The following is a 15,500-nucleotide window of genomic DNA, read 5'->3' as shown; positions in this document are numbered from 1 at the left end:
CAGCCGGGCCCTTCCTGCATTCTGGCCAAGCGTGCGGCGCTTGCCGGCAATCCGCGAAAACCCCTTGCGATCGGCAGCGGACAAGGGGAATGAGGAAGGGCTGTTCAAGTCCGAAAGGTGAGGGTGAAGGCGATGGCGGCTCCGATCGTTCCGGCAGGCGAAGCTGTGACCGAAAGCGAGGCGTTTCGCCCGCATACCTCGCATTGGGGCGTGTTCTCGGCCCGCATGAAGGAAGGGCAGCTCGAGGTCCGTCCGCATGAGGGCGACCCCGATCCCAACGAGATCATCCAGAATTTCCCGGCGGCGCTACGCCATCGCGCCCGCATCGCCCAGCCCATGGTCCGGCGCGGCTGGCTGGAGAACGGCCCCGGTCCCGACGATCGCCGTGGCCGCGACGAATACGTGCCGATGTCCTGGTCGGCCGTGCTCGACAAGCTCGCCGGCGAACTGCGCCGCGTGCGTGACAACCATGGCCCCGGCGCGATCTTCGGCGGCTCCTATGGCTGGGCCAGCGCCGGGCGCTTCCACCATGCCCAGAGCCAGATTCACCGCTTCCTCAACACCTCGACCGGCGGCTATGTGAAGTCGGTCAACAGCTATTCCTCGGGCGCGTCCTCCGTCCTCGTGCCGCATATCATCGGCGATTACGAGGATCTGGTGAAGCGCAACGTCTCCTGGGAGCAGATCGCCGACCATAGCGAGATCGTGCTCGCCTTCGGCGGCATGGCCTTGAAGAACAGCATGGTCGCCGGCGGCGGCACCAGCCGCCATGTCGAGCGCGGCGCGATGGAGCGGGCGCAGGAGCGCGGCTGCGAATTCGTGCTGGTCAGCCCGCTGCGCAGCGACCTGCCGGCTGAAGCCCGTGCAGACTGGGTCGCGAACAAGCCCGGCAGCGACACGGCGCTGATGCTGGCGCTGGTCCATACGCTCGTCGTCAACGGCCTGCACGACCGCGCTTTCCTTGATCGCTACACGGTCGGCTGGCCGGTCTTCGAACGCTACCTGCTGGGTGAGAGCGACGGCCAGCCCAAGGACGCGGCCTGGGCCGCTCCGATCGCCGGCCTACCGGCCGAGGAGATCGTCGCGCTGGCCAAGCGCCTCCACGGCAAGCGCGCGCTCGTCGTCGTCGCCCACGCCCTGCAGCGCGCCACCCATGGCGAGCAGCCGGTCTGGATGGGCATGGTGCTCGCGGCGGCACTCGGCCAGATCGGCCTGCCCGGCGGCGGCTATGGCTACGGCCTTGGCGCGATCGCCTATTACGGCCGGCGCTACAATGCCGTGCCGATGCCGACCTTCTCGCAGGGGCGGAACCCGATCAGCGACTACATCCCGGTCGCGCGCATCTCCGACATGCTGCTCAATCCGGGCACGACCTATCGCTATAACGGCCAGACCCGGACCTATCCCGAGATCAAGCTGGTCTACTGGGCCGGCGGCAACCCGTTCCATCACCATCAGGACCTGAACCGCCTGCGCGAGGCCTTCGCCCGTATCGACACGCTGGTCGTGCACGAACTCGCCTGGACCGCGACCGCCCGCCACGCCGATATCGTGCTGCCTTGCACGATGACGCTGGAGCGCGAGGATATCGGCGGCAACCCCAACGACCCGCTGCTGGTGCCGATGCACCCGGTGGTCGCGCCCTATGGCGAGGCGCGCGACGATTATGCGATCTTCGCCGATCTCGCCGAGCGGCTCGGCACGGGCGAGGCCTTCACCGAGGGCCGCACCGCCCGGCAATGGCTGGAGCATCTCTACGAGCCGACCCGCACGGCTTTGGCGGCGAAGGGCCTGCCGGCGCCGAGCTTCGCCGAGTTCTGGGCGGGCGAGGGCTTCGACCTGCCGCAGCAGCCCGACGATGGCGGCAAGCTGCGCGCCTTCCGTGCCGATCCGGCAGCCGCGCCCCTGCCGACGCCATCAGGCAAGCTTGAAATCTTCTCGGAGACCATCGCCGGCTTCGGCGAGGCCGATTGCCCCGGCCATCCGACCTGGCTCGGTGCCAGCAATGTGCCGGACGAGGCCAATCCCTATGTGCTCGTCGCCAACCAGCCGCGGACCCGTCTGCACAGCCAGTTCGATTTCGGCGGTCATAGCAGCGACGCCAAGCATCGCGGCCGCGAGGTCGCGCACATGCATCCGGACGATGCGGCGCTGCGCGGCATTGCCGATGGCGACATCATCCGGCTCTCGAACGAGCGCGGCGCCTGCCTCGCGGCTGTCCATGTCACCGATGGTATCCGCAAGGGCGTGATCCAGCTGCCGACCGGCGCCTGGTACGATCCTGCCGATCCGAACGAGGACAAGCCGCTCTGCGTCCACGGCAATCCGAACGTGCTGACCCGCGATATCGGCACCTCGGCTTTGGCGCAGGGCTGCACCGGCCAGCTCACCACGGTGCAGGTCGCGCGCTTCGACGGCAACCTGCCGCCGATCCAGGCCTTCGACCCGCCGGGCTCGCGCTCCGCACAAGCCGCCGAGTAAGCCTCGATAGTCGCGAACCGCAGCCGAGGAAACCGGTGGCGGATCGCGCAAGCCGACAACGACACAACCCGCCGCCTGCCTCCGCGAGACCGCATGTCCTCCTATATCGATACCTATTACCGCCGCACGCTTGCGACCGAGGAGAGCTACGCGCCGGCCGAAGGCACGCTGAAGACGGATATCTGCATCGTCGGCGGCGGCCTCGCTGGCCTGACCGCCGCGCTCGATCTCGCCCGTGCCGGCCGCTCCGTCCTGCTGCTGGAGGCCGAGCGTGTCGCCTGGGGCGCGTCTGGCCGCAATGGCGGCTTCGTCAGCCCGGGCTATGCGACCTCGCTCGCCGCGATCGAGCGCCAGACCGGCCGCGAGCAGGCCGACGAACTCTATCGCCTGACGATGGAAGGCGTCGAAATCGTCCGCGGCAATATCGAAAGCCTCGCCATCACCGAGGCCGCGCCGTCGCCCGGCATCATGAAGGTCGTGCGCTATGATGGCGGAGCCGGGCTTCAGGCGGTGCGCGACACGCAGGAGAAGCGCTTCGGCCGCAAGCTCCGCTATCTCGGCCGCGACGAGACCCGCGCGCTCCTGAACTCGCCGAAATACCACGCCTCGCTGACGGCCGATGATTCCTTCCATTTCCACCCGCTGAACTATGCCCGTGCGCTCGCCCGCGAGATCGTCCGGCTGGGCGGCAAGATTCACGAGGGTTCGCCGGTCATCTCCTGCGAACTCGACGGGGCGGTGAAGCAGCTGAAGACGGTGAAGGCGACGATCGAGGCCGATCAGGTGCTGTTCACGACCGGCGGCTATACCGGCGGCGTGCTGCCGGCGCTGCGGCGCGCCTATATCCCGATCGCGACCTATGTGCTGCTGACCGAGGCCGCGCCGGAACTGATCCGCTCCGCGATCCGCATCGGCACCGGCGTCGGCGACGACCGGCGCGCCGGCGACTATTACCGCACCGTCGAAGGCGGCTCGCGCATCCTCTGGGGCGGGCGCATCACCACGCGCACGACCGAGCCCAGCGACGTCGCCGCGATCCTGCGCCACGAGATGGTCACGACCTATCCGCAGCTCGCCGGACTGAAGGTCGAGGCCGCATGGTCGGGCCTGATGTCCTATGCCCGCCACCTCATGCCGCAGATCGGCCAGTATCGGCCGGGCGTCTGGTACTGCACCGCCTTCGGCGGCCACGGCATGAACACGACGGCCATCGGCGGCACCGTCATCGCCGAGGCGATCCGCGGCGCCAGCGACCGCTACAAGCTGTTCGCGCCCTTCGGTCTGGTCTGGAACGGCGGCCCGTTCGGCACGGCGGCCGTCCAGCTTACTTATTGGAGCTATCAGGCGGCCGACCTGATCCGCGGGCGGTAATCGCCTACAAGACGGCTGCCGGACCTACTGGAACCCGGCAGCCTGCAGCTTGAACAGCTCCGCATAGCGGCCGTCCTGCGCCATCAATTCGGCATGGCTGCCCTGTTCAAGGATGGCGCCGCCTTCCAGCACGAGGATGCGGTCGGCCATGCGCACCGTCGAGAAGCGGTGCGAGATCAGCAGGGATGTCTTGCCGGCGCTGAGATGGCGGAAGCGCTCGAAGATCTCCGCCTCGGCGCGGGCATCGAGCGCGGCGGTCGGCTCGTCGAGGATCAGGAGCTCGGCATCGCGGAAATAGGCGCGGGCGATGGCGACCTTCTGCCACTGCCCTCCCGAGAGGTCGAGCCCGCTCTGGAATCCAAGTCCGAGCATCTGGTCGTAAGCCTCTGGCAGACCAGCGATTACGGGATCGGCCAGGCTCTTGCGCGCAGCCTCGACGATCGCCGGCCGCTCACCGATGCGCGCCACCCGGCCGACGCCGATATTCTCCGAGGCCGTCAGGTTGTAGCGCATGAAATCCTGGAAGATCGCGCCGACATGCTCGCGCAGCGCCGGCAGCGGGATATCGCGGATATCGATGCCGTCGATCAGGATGCGGCCTTCGTCGGGCTCGTAGAGTCGGGTCAGCAACTTGACGATCGTGGTCTTGCCGGCGCCGTTTTCGCCGACGAGCGCCAGCGTCTCGCCGGCCGGCAGGGCGAAGCTGAGATGGCGCAAGGCCCAGTCCGGCTTGCCCGGATAGCGGAAGCCGACATCATCGAAGGTCACGCCTTCCCGGAGAGGCGCGGGAAAGGCCCGGGGATGCGCTGGAGGCACCACGGTCGAACGCATGTCGAGGAAGGCATAGAGATCGCGGAGATACTGCGCTTGCGAGGTGATCTGCGAGAGGCCGACGATCAGCCCTTCGAACAGCCCGTTGAGCCGCATCAGCGAGCCCGCCAGGAAAGTGAGGTCGCCGATGCTGAGTTCGCCCGTGAGCGCCCGCCACGCGACGACCGCATAGGCTGCGTAATAGGCGAGCGCGCCGATCGCGCCCGACAGGCTGCTCCAGGCCGCGCGCCGTACCGCCAGCCGACGATTGGTGGCGATGATGCGCTCCGCGACCTCCCGCAACAGGCCGGCGATATAGCTGCCCAGGCCGAACAGCTTCACCTCTTTCGCCGCATGCGTGGAGGAGCCGACATGCTGGAGGTAGTTGAGGCGCCGCCGTTCCGGGATCAGAGCCGTCGCCGCCTCATATTGCCGGGCATTGAAATGGGCCTCGACCAGCAAGGTCGGCAGCAGGGCGGCGAGCAGCAGCACGATCAGCCAGGGCACGAAGAACACGAGGCCGGCCAGCAGGGCGAGCAGTGTCACCGCATTCTGGAGCTGCGTGAGGAGATTGGTCACCAGCTGATAGCCGAGCATCGTCGCGGCATTGGCGCGCTGCAGCTTGTCCTGAGCGGCGCTGCCTTCGATATCCCGGAGATCGAGTTCGGCGGCGCGTTCGACGAGCTGCGCGCCCATCGCGAAGCCATGGCGCTCGGATAGCAGGCCTTCGACCAGCGTCCCCAGCCGGTTGAGAGCGTTGCCGCCGGCGACCAGCAGGAATTCCAGCAGGATCCAGCTGGCCAATGCCGAGGCCCGGCCGCTCTCCAGCCAGTCGGACAGGGCAGGGCCGGGAGCCGGCGTCCGCGTCTGGAGCACGATCTCGTCGATGATCAGCTTGCCGACGAACAGCATCGCCGGCGGCTGGAGCGCGCGCAGCAGGCGCAAGGCGGCAATTGCCGCGAAGAGGCGCGGGCTGGTCTGCCACAGCGAGCGCAGCAGCCGCGGGACGTCCTGCCACAGCGACAACCGCCGCCGGAGCGCGGCGGCGGCCTCGGAAAGCGAGGGGATGGCCATCAGGAGGCCGGCGAAACGGGAAGGCGACTCATCTCCGGTCAGCTTACCGGCTCGGGCTGCGCGAGGGCAGTGGCGGGGGCTGCCTCTGGCCGTCGTGCCTGCCTGAGCTCGATCATCTGGAGCGAGCCCAGCCCTTGCGGCGCGCGATGCGCGATCAGGACCAGCGTGCTGTCAGGCAGGGATTGGCGCAATGCAGCCAGCAATTGCGCTTCGGTCTCCACGTCGAGCGCGCTCGTCGCTTCGTCGAGCACCAGCCAGTCGGGCGCCTGCAACAGCGCGCGCGCCAGTGCGAAGCGCTGCTGTTCGCCGCCCGAGAGGCCGCGCCGCTTGTCCGTCCAGCCGTCCTCGTCGAGCGACCAGAGTTCCTCCAGCCCGACGGTGGCGAGCGTCCGGCGCAAGGTCGCGTCGTCGACGGCCTCCGGCGATTGCGGGTAGGCCAGCGCGGAACGCAAGCTGCCGAGCGGCAGATAGGGTTGCTGCGGCAGGACGAGGATGCGTCCTTCCGGCCGCTCGATCCGGCCCTCGCCATGCGTCCAGAGCCCGGCGATCGCCTTCGCCAGCGTGCTCTTGCCATGGCCGGAGGGGGCGGCGAGCCAATAACTGCCGCCGGCTTCCAGCTTGATATCCGGGACTGGCGCGAGGTGTTGCCCCGCGGGTGTAGCGAGCACGACGTCGCGCAGCCGCAGCTCGGCTTCCTCCGCCTTGTGCAGGGCAGGGCCGCGAGCCAGCGTGGCCGCGTTCTCGGCGGCCCGCATGAAATGGGACAGACGGCTTGCAGCCGCGGCGAGATCGGTGAGGTCGCGATAGGAGAAGACGAACCAGGACAGCGTCGTCACCACGTTCTGGAAGGCCGAGCCGATCTGCATCAGACCGCCGAAGGTGACACGCCCGGCGAGAAAGGCCGGCAGCGCCAGGAAGAGCGGAATGCGCAGCACGGTCTGGAAATAGGGGCGGGTGAAGAAGCCGAGGATCAGCTCGCGATTGGCGAGCTTCTGCCAGTTCCGGGCGATCGCGCCGAAGCGTTCGCGGAACAGCCGCTGCTCCGCCGGCTCGCCATCGGCCAGCGCCACGCCCTCGACATGCTCGCGCAGGCGCACCAGCGAGAAGCGGAAATCGGCCTCGCGCTTCTGCTGCTCGACCGTCAGCGCCTTCAGCGGGCGGCCGAGGCCATGCGTGATGAAGGTTGCGATGGCGACATAGAGCGGCGCAGCCCAGACCATGTAGCGCGGGATTTCGATGGAATGGCCGAACAGGCTGAAGGACAGCGCGAAGGTCGAGAGCGACCACAGGATCGAAACATAGGTCACCAGAGCGACGATGTTCGTGGCGAGCTCCAACCCCTCGATCGTGAGCTTCTCGACGAAGATGCGGCAATCCTCGGCGATGCGCTGGTCGGGATTGTCGAGCCCGTGATCGGTGCGTTCGCGCAGGTGCCAATAGGCTTTCCCCGCCAGCCAGCGATCCAGCGCGGCTTCGGTCAGCGCCCGCCGCCAGCGGATCTGCAGCATCTTGCGCAGATAGGCGCTGGCGAGGTGGATGCAGACGCTGATCGCGATCAACCCGAAGAAGATCGCGATCTGCCTGAGCGCGCCGTCGACATCGAGCTTCTGCAGGGCGTTGTAGAAATCCGCGGTCCAGGCGATCAGGCGCACGCCGACCTGCACCCCGGCGAGGCCGAGCCCGAAGATCATCAGGAAGTAGAGCGCGCCGATCTTGCCGCCCGGCCCGGCGATGCAGAGCCGGGTCAGTCCGATGATCTGGGAGAGCACGGCCCTCATGACGCCGCTCGCGGCGTCCGTCGCGATTGTGGCGGCTCGGGCGTGTCGAGCCGGAACAACGCCTCGGCGATGCCGGCCAGAGGCTCCACTTCGGGCGCGGCATCGGTTGCCGGCAGCAGGACCGCGACATCCTCGACGCCGAGATCGCGGAGCTGGAACGGCGTGCCATGGCCATATTCGAGATGACCGCGCCCGATGATGCCGACGACCAGCGGATCGTCGGTCGCCTCAACGAGATGATCGGCGATGCGGCAAGCGAAGGAGCGATCCCAGCATTGCTGCGCCCGTATGAAGCGATCGAAGCGCTCCGGCGCCATCGCCTCCGGCTTGGCCGATCCGCTGAACCGGCCGGTTATCGCGGCGAGATAGGCGCGGTAGCCTTCGGTCGCCGGAGCAGACGGCGTGACGCCGTCGCGCTCCTCGACCGGGATTGCTTCCCAGCCGACCTGTCCGACCCGCGTGACCAGCGGGCGGTGGCAGTTCAGCGCCAGCATCTTCACCCGCTGCTGCCGGCAGAAATGGAACAGGGGCAGGTAGAGCTCGGGATCGAAGCCCCAGACCTGTGCCCATTCGCTGCGCTCGAGGAAGGTCGCGGTGTCCATCTCGCCCGCGACCCAGGCATCGAGCACCGGCTGGATGCGCAGCGGGAACATCTCGAAGCCCACCGCCATCTGCGGCCGCAGCAGGTGCAGGCAGGTCGTGACATGCAATTGCCAGCGATGGATCTCGGCGACGTCATGCGTCTCGCCGAGCAGGACGACGCGCTTGCGCGCCATCGCCTGCATCAGCTCGCCCTGCGCCAGCAGCCTGCCCGTGTCCGGGCAGAGCCATGTCGCGCGCGGATGGGCGAAGCTCGCGCCCGCCGGTGCCGGTTCAGCCGTTGACGACATCGACGTCCGGAACCTCTGCGAAGGCGGCTGCCGGGCCGCGCAGGACGAGGCCGAAGCCCTTGCCGTCGCTGTCGCGGGCTTCGAGTGCCACGGTCCCCGCGCTGTCCGTCCGGGTCCAGCCGGAGACCGCGCCGGCCTTGAGATGCAGGTGGAAATCGCCCTGCATGATGTTGACGAAGCCCATGGCCGGCTTCGGCTCGGGCAGGACGCCCTGCCAATGCTGGAACAGCCCGGCGCGCTCGACATCGATCGCGATCGCCTCGCCGGAGGCCAGGATCGCCGCGAAGCTGCGGGCACCGAGATCGTCTTCTGGCACATCGGCCGAGCCGCCGCTGCCGGGCGCCTCGCGCTGGAGCGGCTCCAGCTTCTCGCCGGCGCCGAACGGCTCCAGCGCCTTGTCGAAGGGCTCCAGCCCGTCGAGCCCGATCAGGCTGAACAGGGTCTCGCCGGATGCGTCCTGGCATTCCAGCCGCGGCAGCACGCGCTCGCGCATCTTGCTGGTCCGGTCGGCGACGATGCTGATGACCGTGCCGAGGTCGATGCGGCTGTCGTGGAAGGCGCCGGAGAGACGGGCCTCGTTGCCGGCGATGGTCACGGTCTCGACCGCGCCCATCCGTTCATGGGTCGCGCCGCCGGAGCGGGTACTGAGCATGACGCGCCCCATGGCAGGCAGGCTCTGCAGGATCTCGGCCGGTGCTTGCGCGAGCTTTTCGCGCGGATTGGTCTCGTTGCTCATGATGGTCTCCAAAAGGGTTGCGACGCCCCGGGGTCTCGACCGGGGCGCCGCTGATCCGCCGGGCCTCGCGCCGCGGCGTCTCGAACAGGGTCAGAACTCGACGGAAGCGGAAAGCTTGAAGACGCGCCCCGGTGCCGTCTGCAGTTCCAGCGGGTTGACCGCGGCGACACAGCTGCTTGGGGTGCTGCAGACAGGGGTGGTGTTCGTGTAGCTGGTTCCGCCGACGATGTTGGCGAAGTAGCGCCTGTCGAAGATGTTCTCGACGCCGCCGCGCACCGTGATCATCGAGGTCGGCTTCCAGTTCAGGTAGGCGTCGAACACGGTGTATCCGCCCGGCTTGAAAGCGGTCGACGAGCTCGCCCGGTTCGCGCCGCCAGCGAAGGTGCCGATCACCTCGGCTTCTAGGCCGTATTCCGGCATCAGGTACTTGATTCCGGTCACCGCCTTGAACGGGTTGGTGTCGAACGCCGTCTTGGGTGCGCCTGCGGAAGTCCGCTGCTTGCCGTACTGGTAGCTGAGCGACACATTGGCCAGCCAGCGATCATGGAAACGCCATTCTCCCGAGGCCTCTATGCCGGATATCTCGACCTGCGACAGGTTCCGGTACGTATAATCGGTGGTGCCGGGGATGTTGTAGAAGCTCTGGATGAAGTCCTTGTAGCGGGCATTGAAGACACCCACGGAGAACCAGCCGTCGGAGAATTTGCCGCGCAGGCCAGCCTCGAACGAGCGCACTTTCTCAGGCCTGAGGTCGGGGTTCGGGATCGTGCTGAAGCTCACCGAAGGCGATGAGGTATAAAGCTGCTCGGCCGTCGGCATCTTGAAGCCTTCGGCATAGCGGCCATAGAGCGAATAGGTTTCGTCCAGCTTGAATATGGTGCCGATCTGCGGAACGAAACGATGCGCGTCGAGCTGGCGCGGCTCCTTGCCGGGGATGATGGAATAGGACGAGTCGATGCGCGGATCGATCTTATAGTTGGCGTAGCGGACGCCAGGCGTGATGGTCCAGCGGCCGTTCAGCAGCTCGATCTCGTCCTGCAGGTAGAAGTCGTAGCGGGTCGTCGTCGCGTCCGCGAAATTGGATGGGGTGCTGAACGTCGCGACCCCGGTCGCCAGATTCCTCACATCGTCCCGGCGCGTGTAATCCGTGCGGGTGATGTCACCCTGGAAGCCGTATGTCAGGCGATGGAAGGTCGGGCCCAGCGCAAAGCTCGATTTGGCCTGGATGTCGAGCTGCGAGAACTGCTCCTCGAACTTGAGCAGGCTGTGCGTGTGGCGGAGCTGGCCGTTTGCGAGCGTCTGCAGGCGGTCGCTGATGAAAGTCCGCTTCTGCGGGGAGAAGGACGCCTGCCAACGCAGTGAATCGAGGAAGGGCGCCCGGACCTCCCAGTCATGCTCGATGGCGATCCGCTGGCGGCTCTTCTCCTGATTGCGGATATAGGCGCCGTTGCGGATGCCGGAGCTTACGGTGTTGAAGTCGTAGAGCTGGTTGACCCTGGTATCATTGTCGAAATACTCGCCCGTCAGTTTGATCGTGTGGTCGGGCGAAGGCTTGATGACGATCTTGCCGAAGGCGTTCCAGACATCGATGTCGAGCGGGTTAAGCCGGTTGCAGGGCAGGTAGCGCATCGTCGGCACCTGACAGCCCCAGCGGCCGCCATCTGCGCGAGCTCGGCCGAGCCTGGCCTCCTCCGCCGAACGATGGCTGACGCCGGCGATCACCTCGAAAGCGGGCGAGAAGCTATAGGCGCCGATGGCCGTCTTGACGAAGGATCGATCGAGGCTGTCGTAGCTCGATTGCAGGCGCGCCGCATAAGGCTTGTCGGTTCTGCCCTTGAGAAGATCTTGCGGATCGAGCGTGCGATAGGCGACGATGCCGCCGAGCGCGTCGGCACCCCAGAGCACTGAACCCGGCCCGCGGATGATCTCGACGCTTTTCATGAAGGACAGATCGACGAAGTCGCGGGTGCCGTCCCCCTGACGCTCGATCACGCGCGCGCCGTCTACCTGAATCTTGACGCGATTGCCGCCGACGCCGCGGATGTTGAAACCGCCGAAGCTACCGGTGGGATCGGCTCCGGTCGTCTGGCGATTCACGGAAATACCGGGTTGGTAGCGAATCAGGTCCTGCATGTCGCGGACGATGCGTTCGTCCAGATCCTGCCGCGTGATGACGCTCACCGTGCCGGGAACATCCAGAACCTGCTTCTCGCCGCGCGACGCGGTGACCGTGATCTGGTCGAGCGAGATCGTTTGCTCGCCGGTGTTTCCATTGGCTTGCGGAGTCTGCGCCTGAGCCACCGAAAGGGCGGTCGTCGACAGCAATGCCGCCAGGAAAGCCAGCTTAGAATTATTATTCATCACGTAACCCCAGTCCCATATCTGGGGCGTCTAATAGTTTCGTGAAAAGATTCGCAAGTTGATTCTTTATGAGTCGATAATATAATAATTGATACAATTCAAATCTGAATGTTCTATATAATATAATTATTGTAGAATGCGGCTTTGTAAAGCCATTTATGGACGATTAGCGCGTTATATTGTTCGATATATGTAGGCGCGCTTGCGCGGCCGCCGTCAGGTTTCGATGTGACGAAAGGTGTTTAGATCAGCGCCAGCAGATGCAGCCCGACGAAGCAGCCGGCGCCGCCTGCGATCAGCAGGAGCGGATTGACCGGCGTGAGCATCAGCAGGGCGGTCGAGGCCAGCGCGATCCCTCGGCCGAGCCAGCCGCTGTCGAGCGACTGGATCAGCACATAGCTCGCGGCCAGGATCATCCCCGCCGCGACCGGCCGCAGGCCCTTCTCGAGCGCGCGCAGCAGCCTTGCTCCCTCATAGCGCGACCAGATATGGGCGACCCCGTAGATCAGGAAGGCGGTCGGCCCGAAGATGCCAGCGGTGGCTGCGACCGCGCCCCAGAAGCCGGCGATCTGCCAGCCGATCAGCGTCGCCAGCAGCGAGCCGGGCCCCGGTGCCAGCCGCGCGATTGCGAAGGCGTCGACGAACTGCGCGGCACTCATCCACTGATGCACCTCGACGATCTGGCGATGTATGTCGGCGATGGCGCTCTGGCCGCCGCCGATCGTCACCAGCGAGAGCGGCAGGAAGACGAGCAGGATGCTGAAGGGCAGGGATTGCATCCGTTCACTCAGCCGTCGCGATAGGTCACGGCGACGCTGAGCGAGCCGAAGCCTAGCACCGTCCAGAGCAGCGGCCATTTCAGGATCGCGACCGCGACGAAGGTCGCGGCCATGATCGCGAGTGGGAATACCCGGCGCGGCACGCGCCTTGCTGCGGTCAGCCCCATCGCCAGCGACAGGCCGATCGCCGCGGCGGCCGCGCCGCTGAGCGCGACATGGCTGAGTTCGTAGCCGGCGAGCGAAGCGAAAGCGCTACCGATCAGCACGATGACGAAGGCGGCCGGCACGACGATGCCGAGCCAGGAGGCGATGGCGCCGTTGCGCCCGCCGAGCCTGAAGCCGATCCAGATCGCCATGTTGGTAACGTTGACGCCGGGCAAAGCCTGCGCGACCGAGAGCCCGTTGAGGAAATCCTCCTCGCTCATCAGGCGCCGCCGCTGCACGAATTCCCGGAGCATCCAGCCGCTCAGGCCGCCGCCGAAGCTGGTCAGCCCGATCCTTGCGAAGATCAGGAAGAGTTGCAGCGCGCTCGGGCGCTCGGCCAAGGCATCCGGCATCTGATTCTGCGCCCTGAGACGGCTTATGAAACCAGAAAGCAGGCTTCGCCGGGATTGGCCAGCGCCGGATGCCGATCTTCAGCGCGTCGGAGCGTCCGGCCGCCGCAAGGTGCGCCGGACGGCGCGCTTCAGCTGGTCGCCGGCCTTGCGCACGAGTTCGCGATTGCTGCCGCGGCGGCCCTTGCCGGATGTCAGGGCGGCCAGCGGCAAGGGCGCTTCCTTGTCCCGCGCCGCTGCCGTTCCGGAGGAGGTCGCTTCCGCCGGCACGAGCATGAGCTCGGGCGCACGCACCGGCAGCGCCGCCATCGCCGGATCGACGAAGGCCTTGATCGGCAGATGGTCGGAGGCGACGCGCGCCAGCGGGGTGTCGTGGACCGCGACCTCCGACAGGATTTCCGGGCGGTTGGCGATGATGCGGTCGAGCGCCAGCAGGGGCAGCCCGGCCGGGAAGCTCGGCACCGGGACCGGCATCGCGCCGAAGGCGGCATCGAGCGCGCTCAGCGCCGAGCGCCCGCCGAGCCGCCATTCGTTGAGATCGCCGAGCAGAAGGGTAGGGCGCTCGTCCCGGCTGCGCATCAGTTCGATGATCATGCGGGCCTGCTGCGAACGCGACCGCCTGAGCAGGCCGAGATGAGCGGCGACGATCCTGAGCGCCGCGCCGCTTTCGAGGTCGATATCGACGACGAGCGCGCCGCGCGGTTCCAGCCCCGGCAGCGCGACCTGATGGACGTCGCGCACCAACCCCTGCCGGAACAGCACGACATTGCCGTGCCAGCCATGGGCGGCGGCGTTGGCGCTCTCGACGGGAACCGGGACGAGCCCGGTCTCCTCCTTCAGCCGGGCGAGGTCGAGCAGGCCGTGGCGGGCGCCGAAGCGCTTGTCGGCCTCCTGCAGGGCGATGACATCCGGCGCGATCTCGCGGATTACCTGCGCGATCCGGCCGGGGTCGAAGCGGCCGTCGATGCCGACGCATTTATGGACGTTGTAGGACGCGACCAGCGTGCCGCCGGAACGCCCGCTCTCGCCGGCCGGCGCGGCGCCGGGGCGGTTCTTGCGCTGGCGCAGCGAGGCGATGATGCTGGCGGGCAGGCTCTGGCTCTTCTTCTGCATCGCTCCGCCGGCTCGTGCTCCGGACCCGCTATGGCTGGACGGGTAACGGCTTGGGCATCCATGGCGTCAGGGATATGACCGCCTTGGCTCAGAGATAGGGCGAGCCGAGCCAGATCAGCCTGTCGATCAGACGCATGACATAGGGCCGGGCGCGCAGGCCGGCAAGCGTGACCGGGGTCGCAGTGGCCATCACCGTCTCGATCCGGCGCTCGATCGCGCGGGCGAAGCCATGGTCGAGGACTTCGAGATCGATCTCGAAATTCAGGCGCAGCGAGCGGGGATCGAGATTGGAGGAGCCGACATAGGCCCAGCTGCCGTCGATGGCGAGGAGCTTGGAATGGTCGAAGGCGCCGGTGGAGCGCCAGATCCGGCAGTAATTCTTCAGCATCTGGTCGAATTGCGCGGTCATGGCGCGGTCGACCAGAACGAGATTGTTGACCGAGGGCACGACGATATCGATGGCGACGCCGCGGCGTGCGGCCGTGACGATCGCGCTGATCAGTTCCTGATCCGGCAGGAAATAGGGCGACATGATCCGCACGGAATCGCGCGCCACCGACAGCGCCCCGATCAAGAGCTTGTGATTGGTTTCCAGATAGGAATCCGGTCCCGTCGGCACCGCGCGCGCCAGCACCGGCATGCCGCCGCGCGCCATGACCGGAATCTCCCAGGCGGGGCCGGACAGCGATTCGCCGGTGGCGAAGCACCAGTCCTCGGCGGCGACCGCGAAGAGATCGGCGACCACCGGGCCCTCGACGCGGAAATGCGTGTCATGGGCGAAGGCATCCCCGGCGAATTCGCGGGTGAAGCCCTCGCGGATGTTCATCCCGCCCATGAAGCCGACCGTGCCGTCGACGACGATGATCTTTCGGTGCGTCCTGAGATTGGCATAGGGCAGCCTCAGGCCCACGATGATGTTGCCGTTGAAGACATCGACCGCGACCCCGCCCTCACGCAGATGCCCGGCGATGCTCGGCACCGAATAGCGAGCGCCGACCGCATCGATCAGCACGCGCACCGCGACGCCGCGCCGATGCGCGTCGATCAGCGCGTCGGCGATGCGCAGGCCGAGCGGATCGCGGTCGAAGATATAGCTTTCCAGGATGATGCTGCGCTCGGCTGCCGCGATCGCGCTGAGCATCGCGGCATAGGCGGCGTCGCCGGTCTCCAGCGTCTCGATGCGGTTGCCGGTGGTCAGCGGATGGCGCGCGACGCGGTCGCCGAGCGTCTTGAGCGCAAGGAAGCGCCGGCCGAAATGCGTCTCGACCACCTCGTCCTCGACATGGAAGTCGGCCGCCGCCATGCCGTGGCCCGGCCGCTGCGCCAGGATCGAGGCGCGCCGGATGCGGTTGACCCCGGCGATGGCGTAGAGCAGCGGCCCGACGATCGGCGAGAGGATGATGACGCCGACCCAGCCGATGGCGGCGCGGACCTCGTCCTTCGTCATCACCGCATGCGCGCCGGCGACGGTCGACGTCACGATGGTGATGACGGCGAGGATATGCGGCCAATAGGCTGAGAGAATCTCCCACATGCGGCCAAGGCTAGCGTGG

10 protein-coding genes and 1 pseudogene are annotated in these 15,500 nt (G+C 67.0%); 2 read left to right on the top strand and 9 right to left on the bottom strand.

Translation table 11 applies throughout. From position 1 onward, the window contains the following. The first annotated feature begins 132 nt into the window (after positions 1–132). Together WFK61_RS16970 and WFK61_RS16965 are read left to right on the top strand one after the other, a co-directional pair. Positions 133–2,481: a molybdopterin guanine dinucleotide-containing S/N-oxide reductase gene (locus tag WFK61_RS16970; protein ID WP_336813267.1), complete on the top strand. Its 2,349-nt coding sequence runs from the start codon at positions 133–135 to the stop codon at positions 2,479–2,481. Between the two features lie 93 nt (positions 2,482–2,574). After that, complete coding sequence (locus tag WFK61_RS16965; protein WP_336813266.1) at positions 2,575–3,852, top strand: NAD(P)/FAD-dependent oxidoreductase; 1,278 nt, start codon at positions 2,575–2,577, stop codon at positions 3,850–3,852. Positions 3,853–3,876: 24 nt separating this feature from the next. Here WFK61_RS16965 and WFK61_RS16960 read toward each other — a convergent pair whose 3' ends face one another. The 9 genes and pseudogenes from WFK61_RS16960 to WFK61_RS16920 form a co-directional block, all read right to left on the bottom strand. Continuing rightward, positions 3,877–5,736, bottom strand: a complete 1,860-nt coding sequence (locus tag WFK61_RS16960; RefSeq protein ID WP_336813265.1) for an ABC transporter ATP-binding protein — start codon at positions 5,734–5,736, stop codon at positions 3,877–3,879. A gap of 38 nt (positions 5,737–5,774) precedes the next feature. Further along, a complete protein-coding gene (locus tag WFK61_RS16955) occupies positions 5,775–7,514 on the bottom strand; it encodes an ABC transporter ATP-binding protein/permease (protein WP_336813264.1) in 1,740 nt (579 codons plus the stop codon). Next, entirely contained in the window at positions 7,511–8,404 is an 894-nt protein-coding gene (locus WFK61_RS16950; RefSeq protein ID WP_336813263.1) for a ChaN family lipoprotein, read from the bottom strand. The genes WFK61_RS16955 and WFK61_RS16950 overlap by 4 nt, the downstream gene beginning before the upstream one ends. Further along, positions 8,388–9,140, bottom strand: coding sequence for a ChuX/HutX family heme-like substrate-binding protein (locus tag WFK61_RS16945; protein WP_336813262.1), 753 nt, complete (start codon positions 9,138–9,140; stop codon positions 8,388–8,390). The genes WFK61_RS16950 and WFK61_RS16945 overlap by 17 nt, the downstream gene beginning before the upstream one ends. Before the next feature lie 90 nt (positions 9,141–9,230). Then, the gene (locus tag WFK61_RS16940) at positions 9,231–11,501 is read right to left on the bottom strand and encodes a TonB-dependent hemoglobin/transferrin/lactoferrin family receptor (protein WP_336813261.1); all 2,271 of its coding nucleotides are present in this window, start codon (positions 11,499–11,501) and stop codon (positions 9,231–9,233) included. Between the two features lie 242 nt (positions 11,502–11,743). Then, positions 11,744–12,280 (bottom strand): chromate transporter, encoded by a 537-nt coding sequence (locus WFK61_RS16935; protein ID WP_336813260.1) that lies wholly within the window; start codon positions 12,278–12,280, stop codon positions 11,744–11,746. An 8-nt stretch (positions 12,281–12,288) separates the two neighbouring features. Then, positions 12,289–12,837, bottom strand: a complete 549-nt coding sequence (locus WFK61_RS16930; RefSeq protein WP_336813259.1) for a chromate transporter — start codon at positions 12,835–12,837, stop codon at positions 12,289–12,291. Positions 12,838–13,149: 312 nt separating this feature from the next. After that, positions 13,150–13,947 (bottom strand): annotated as a pseudogene (locus WFK61_RS16925) (endonuclease/exonuclease/phosphatase family protein); the annotation flags it as partial. Between the two features lie 88 nt (positions 13,948–14,035). After that, positions 14,036–15,481 (bottom strand): phospholipase D-like domain-containing protein, encoded by a 1,446-nt coding sequence (locus tag WFK61_RS16920; RefSeq protein WP_336813258.1) that lies wholly within the window; start codon positions 15,479–15,481, stop codon positions 14,036–14,038. Positions 15,482–15,500: the final 19 nt, after the last annotated feature.

The organism is Allobosea sp. MMO-172 (assembly GCF_037147855.1).
Classification (GTDB): Bacteria; Pseudomonadota; Alphaproteobacteria; order Rhizobiales; family Beijerinckiaceae; genus Allobosea.
The sequence above is the reverse complement of the archived record's forward strand: the minus strand, read 5'-3'. Positions and strand labels throughout refer to the sequence as shown.

What these genes read in the sequence shown, in the direction of transcription:
- WFK61_RS16970 (WP_336813267.1), top strand. Translation starts at nt 133, where the DNA reads ATGGCGGCTCCGATCGTTCCGGCAGGCGAAGCTGTGACCGAAAGCGAG.
- WFK61_RS16965 (WP_336813266.1), top strand. Translation starts at nt 2,575, where the DNA reads ATGTCCTCCTATATCGATACCTATTACCGCCGCACGCTTGCGACCGAG.
- WFK61_RS16960 (WP_336813265.1), bottom strand. Translation starts at nt 5,736, where the DNA reads ATGGCCATCCCCTCGCTTTCCGAGGCCGCCGCCGCGCTCCGGCGGCGG.
- WFK61_RS16955 (WP_336813264.1), bottom strand. Translation starts at nt 7,514, where the DNA reads ATGAGGGCCGTGCTCTCCCAGATCATCGGACTGACCCGGCTCTGCATC.
- WFK61_RS16950 (WP_336813263.1), bottom strand. Translation starts at nt 8,404, where the DNA reads ATGTCGTCAACGGCTGAACCGGCACCGGCGGGCGCGAGCTTCGCCCAT.
- WFK61_RS16945 (WP_336813262.1), bottom strand. Translation starts at nt 9,140, where the DNA reads ATGAGCAACGAGACCAATCCGCGCGAAAAGCTCGCGCAAGCACCGGCC.
- WFK61_RS16940 (WP_336813261.1), bottom strand. Translation starts at nt 11,501, where the DNA reads ATGAATAATAATTCTAAGCTGGCTTTCCTGGCGGCATTGCTGTCGACG.
- WFK61_RS16935 (WP_336813260.1), bottom strand. Translation starts at nt 12,280, where the DNA reads ATGCAATCCCTGCCCTTCAGCATCCTGCTCGTCTTCCTGCCGCTCTCG.
- WFK61_RS16930 (WP_336813259.1), bottom strand. Translation starts at nt 12,837, where the DNA reads ATGCCGGATGCCTTGGCCGAGCGCCCGAGCGCGCTGCAACTCTTCCTG.
- WFK61_RS16920 (WP_336813258.1), bottom strand. Translation starts at nt 15,481, where the DNA reads ATGTGGGAGATTCTCTCAGCCTATTGGCCGCATATCCTCGCCGTCATC.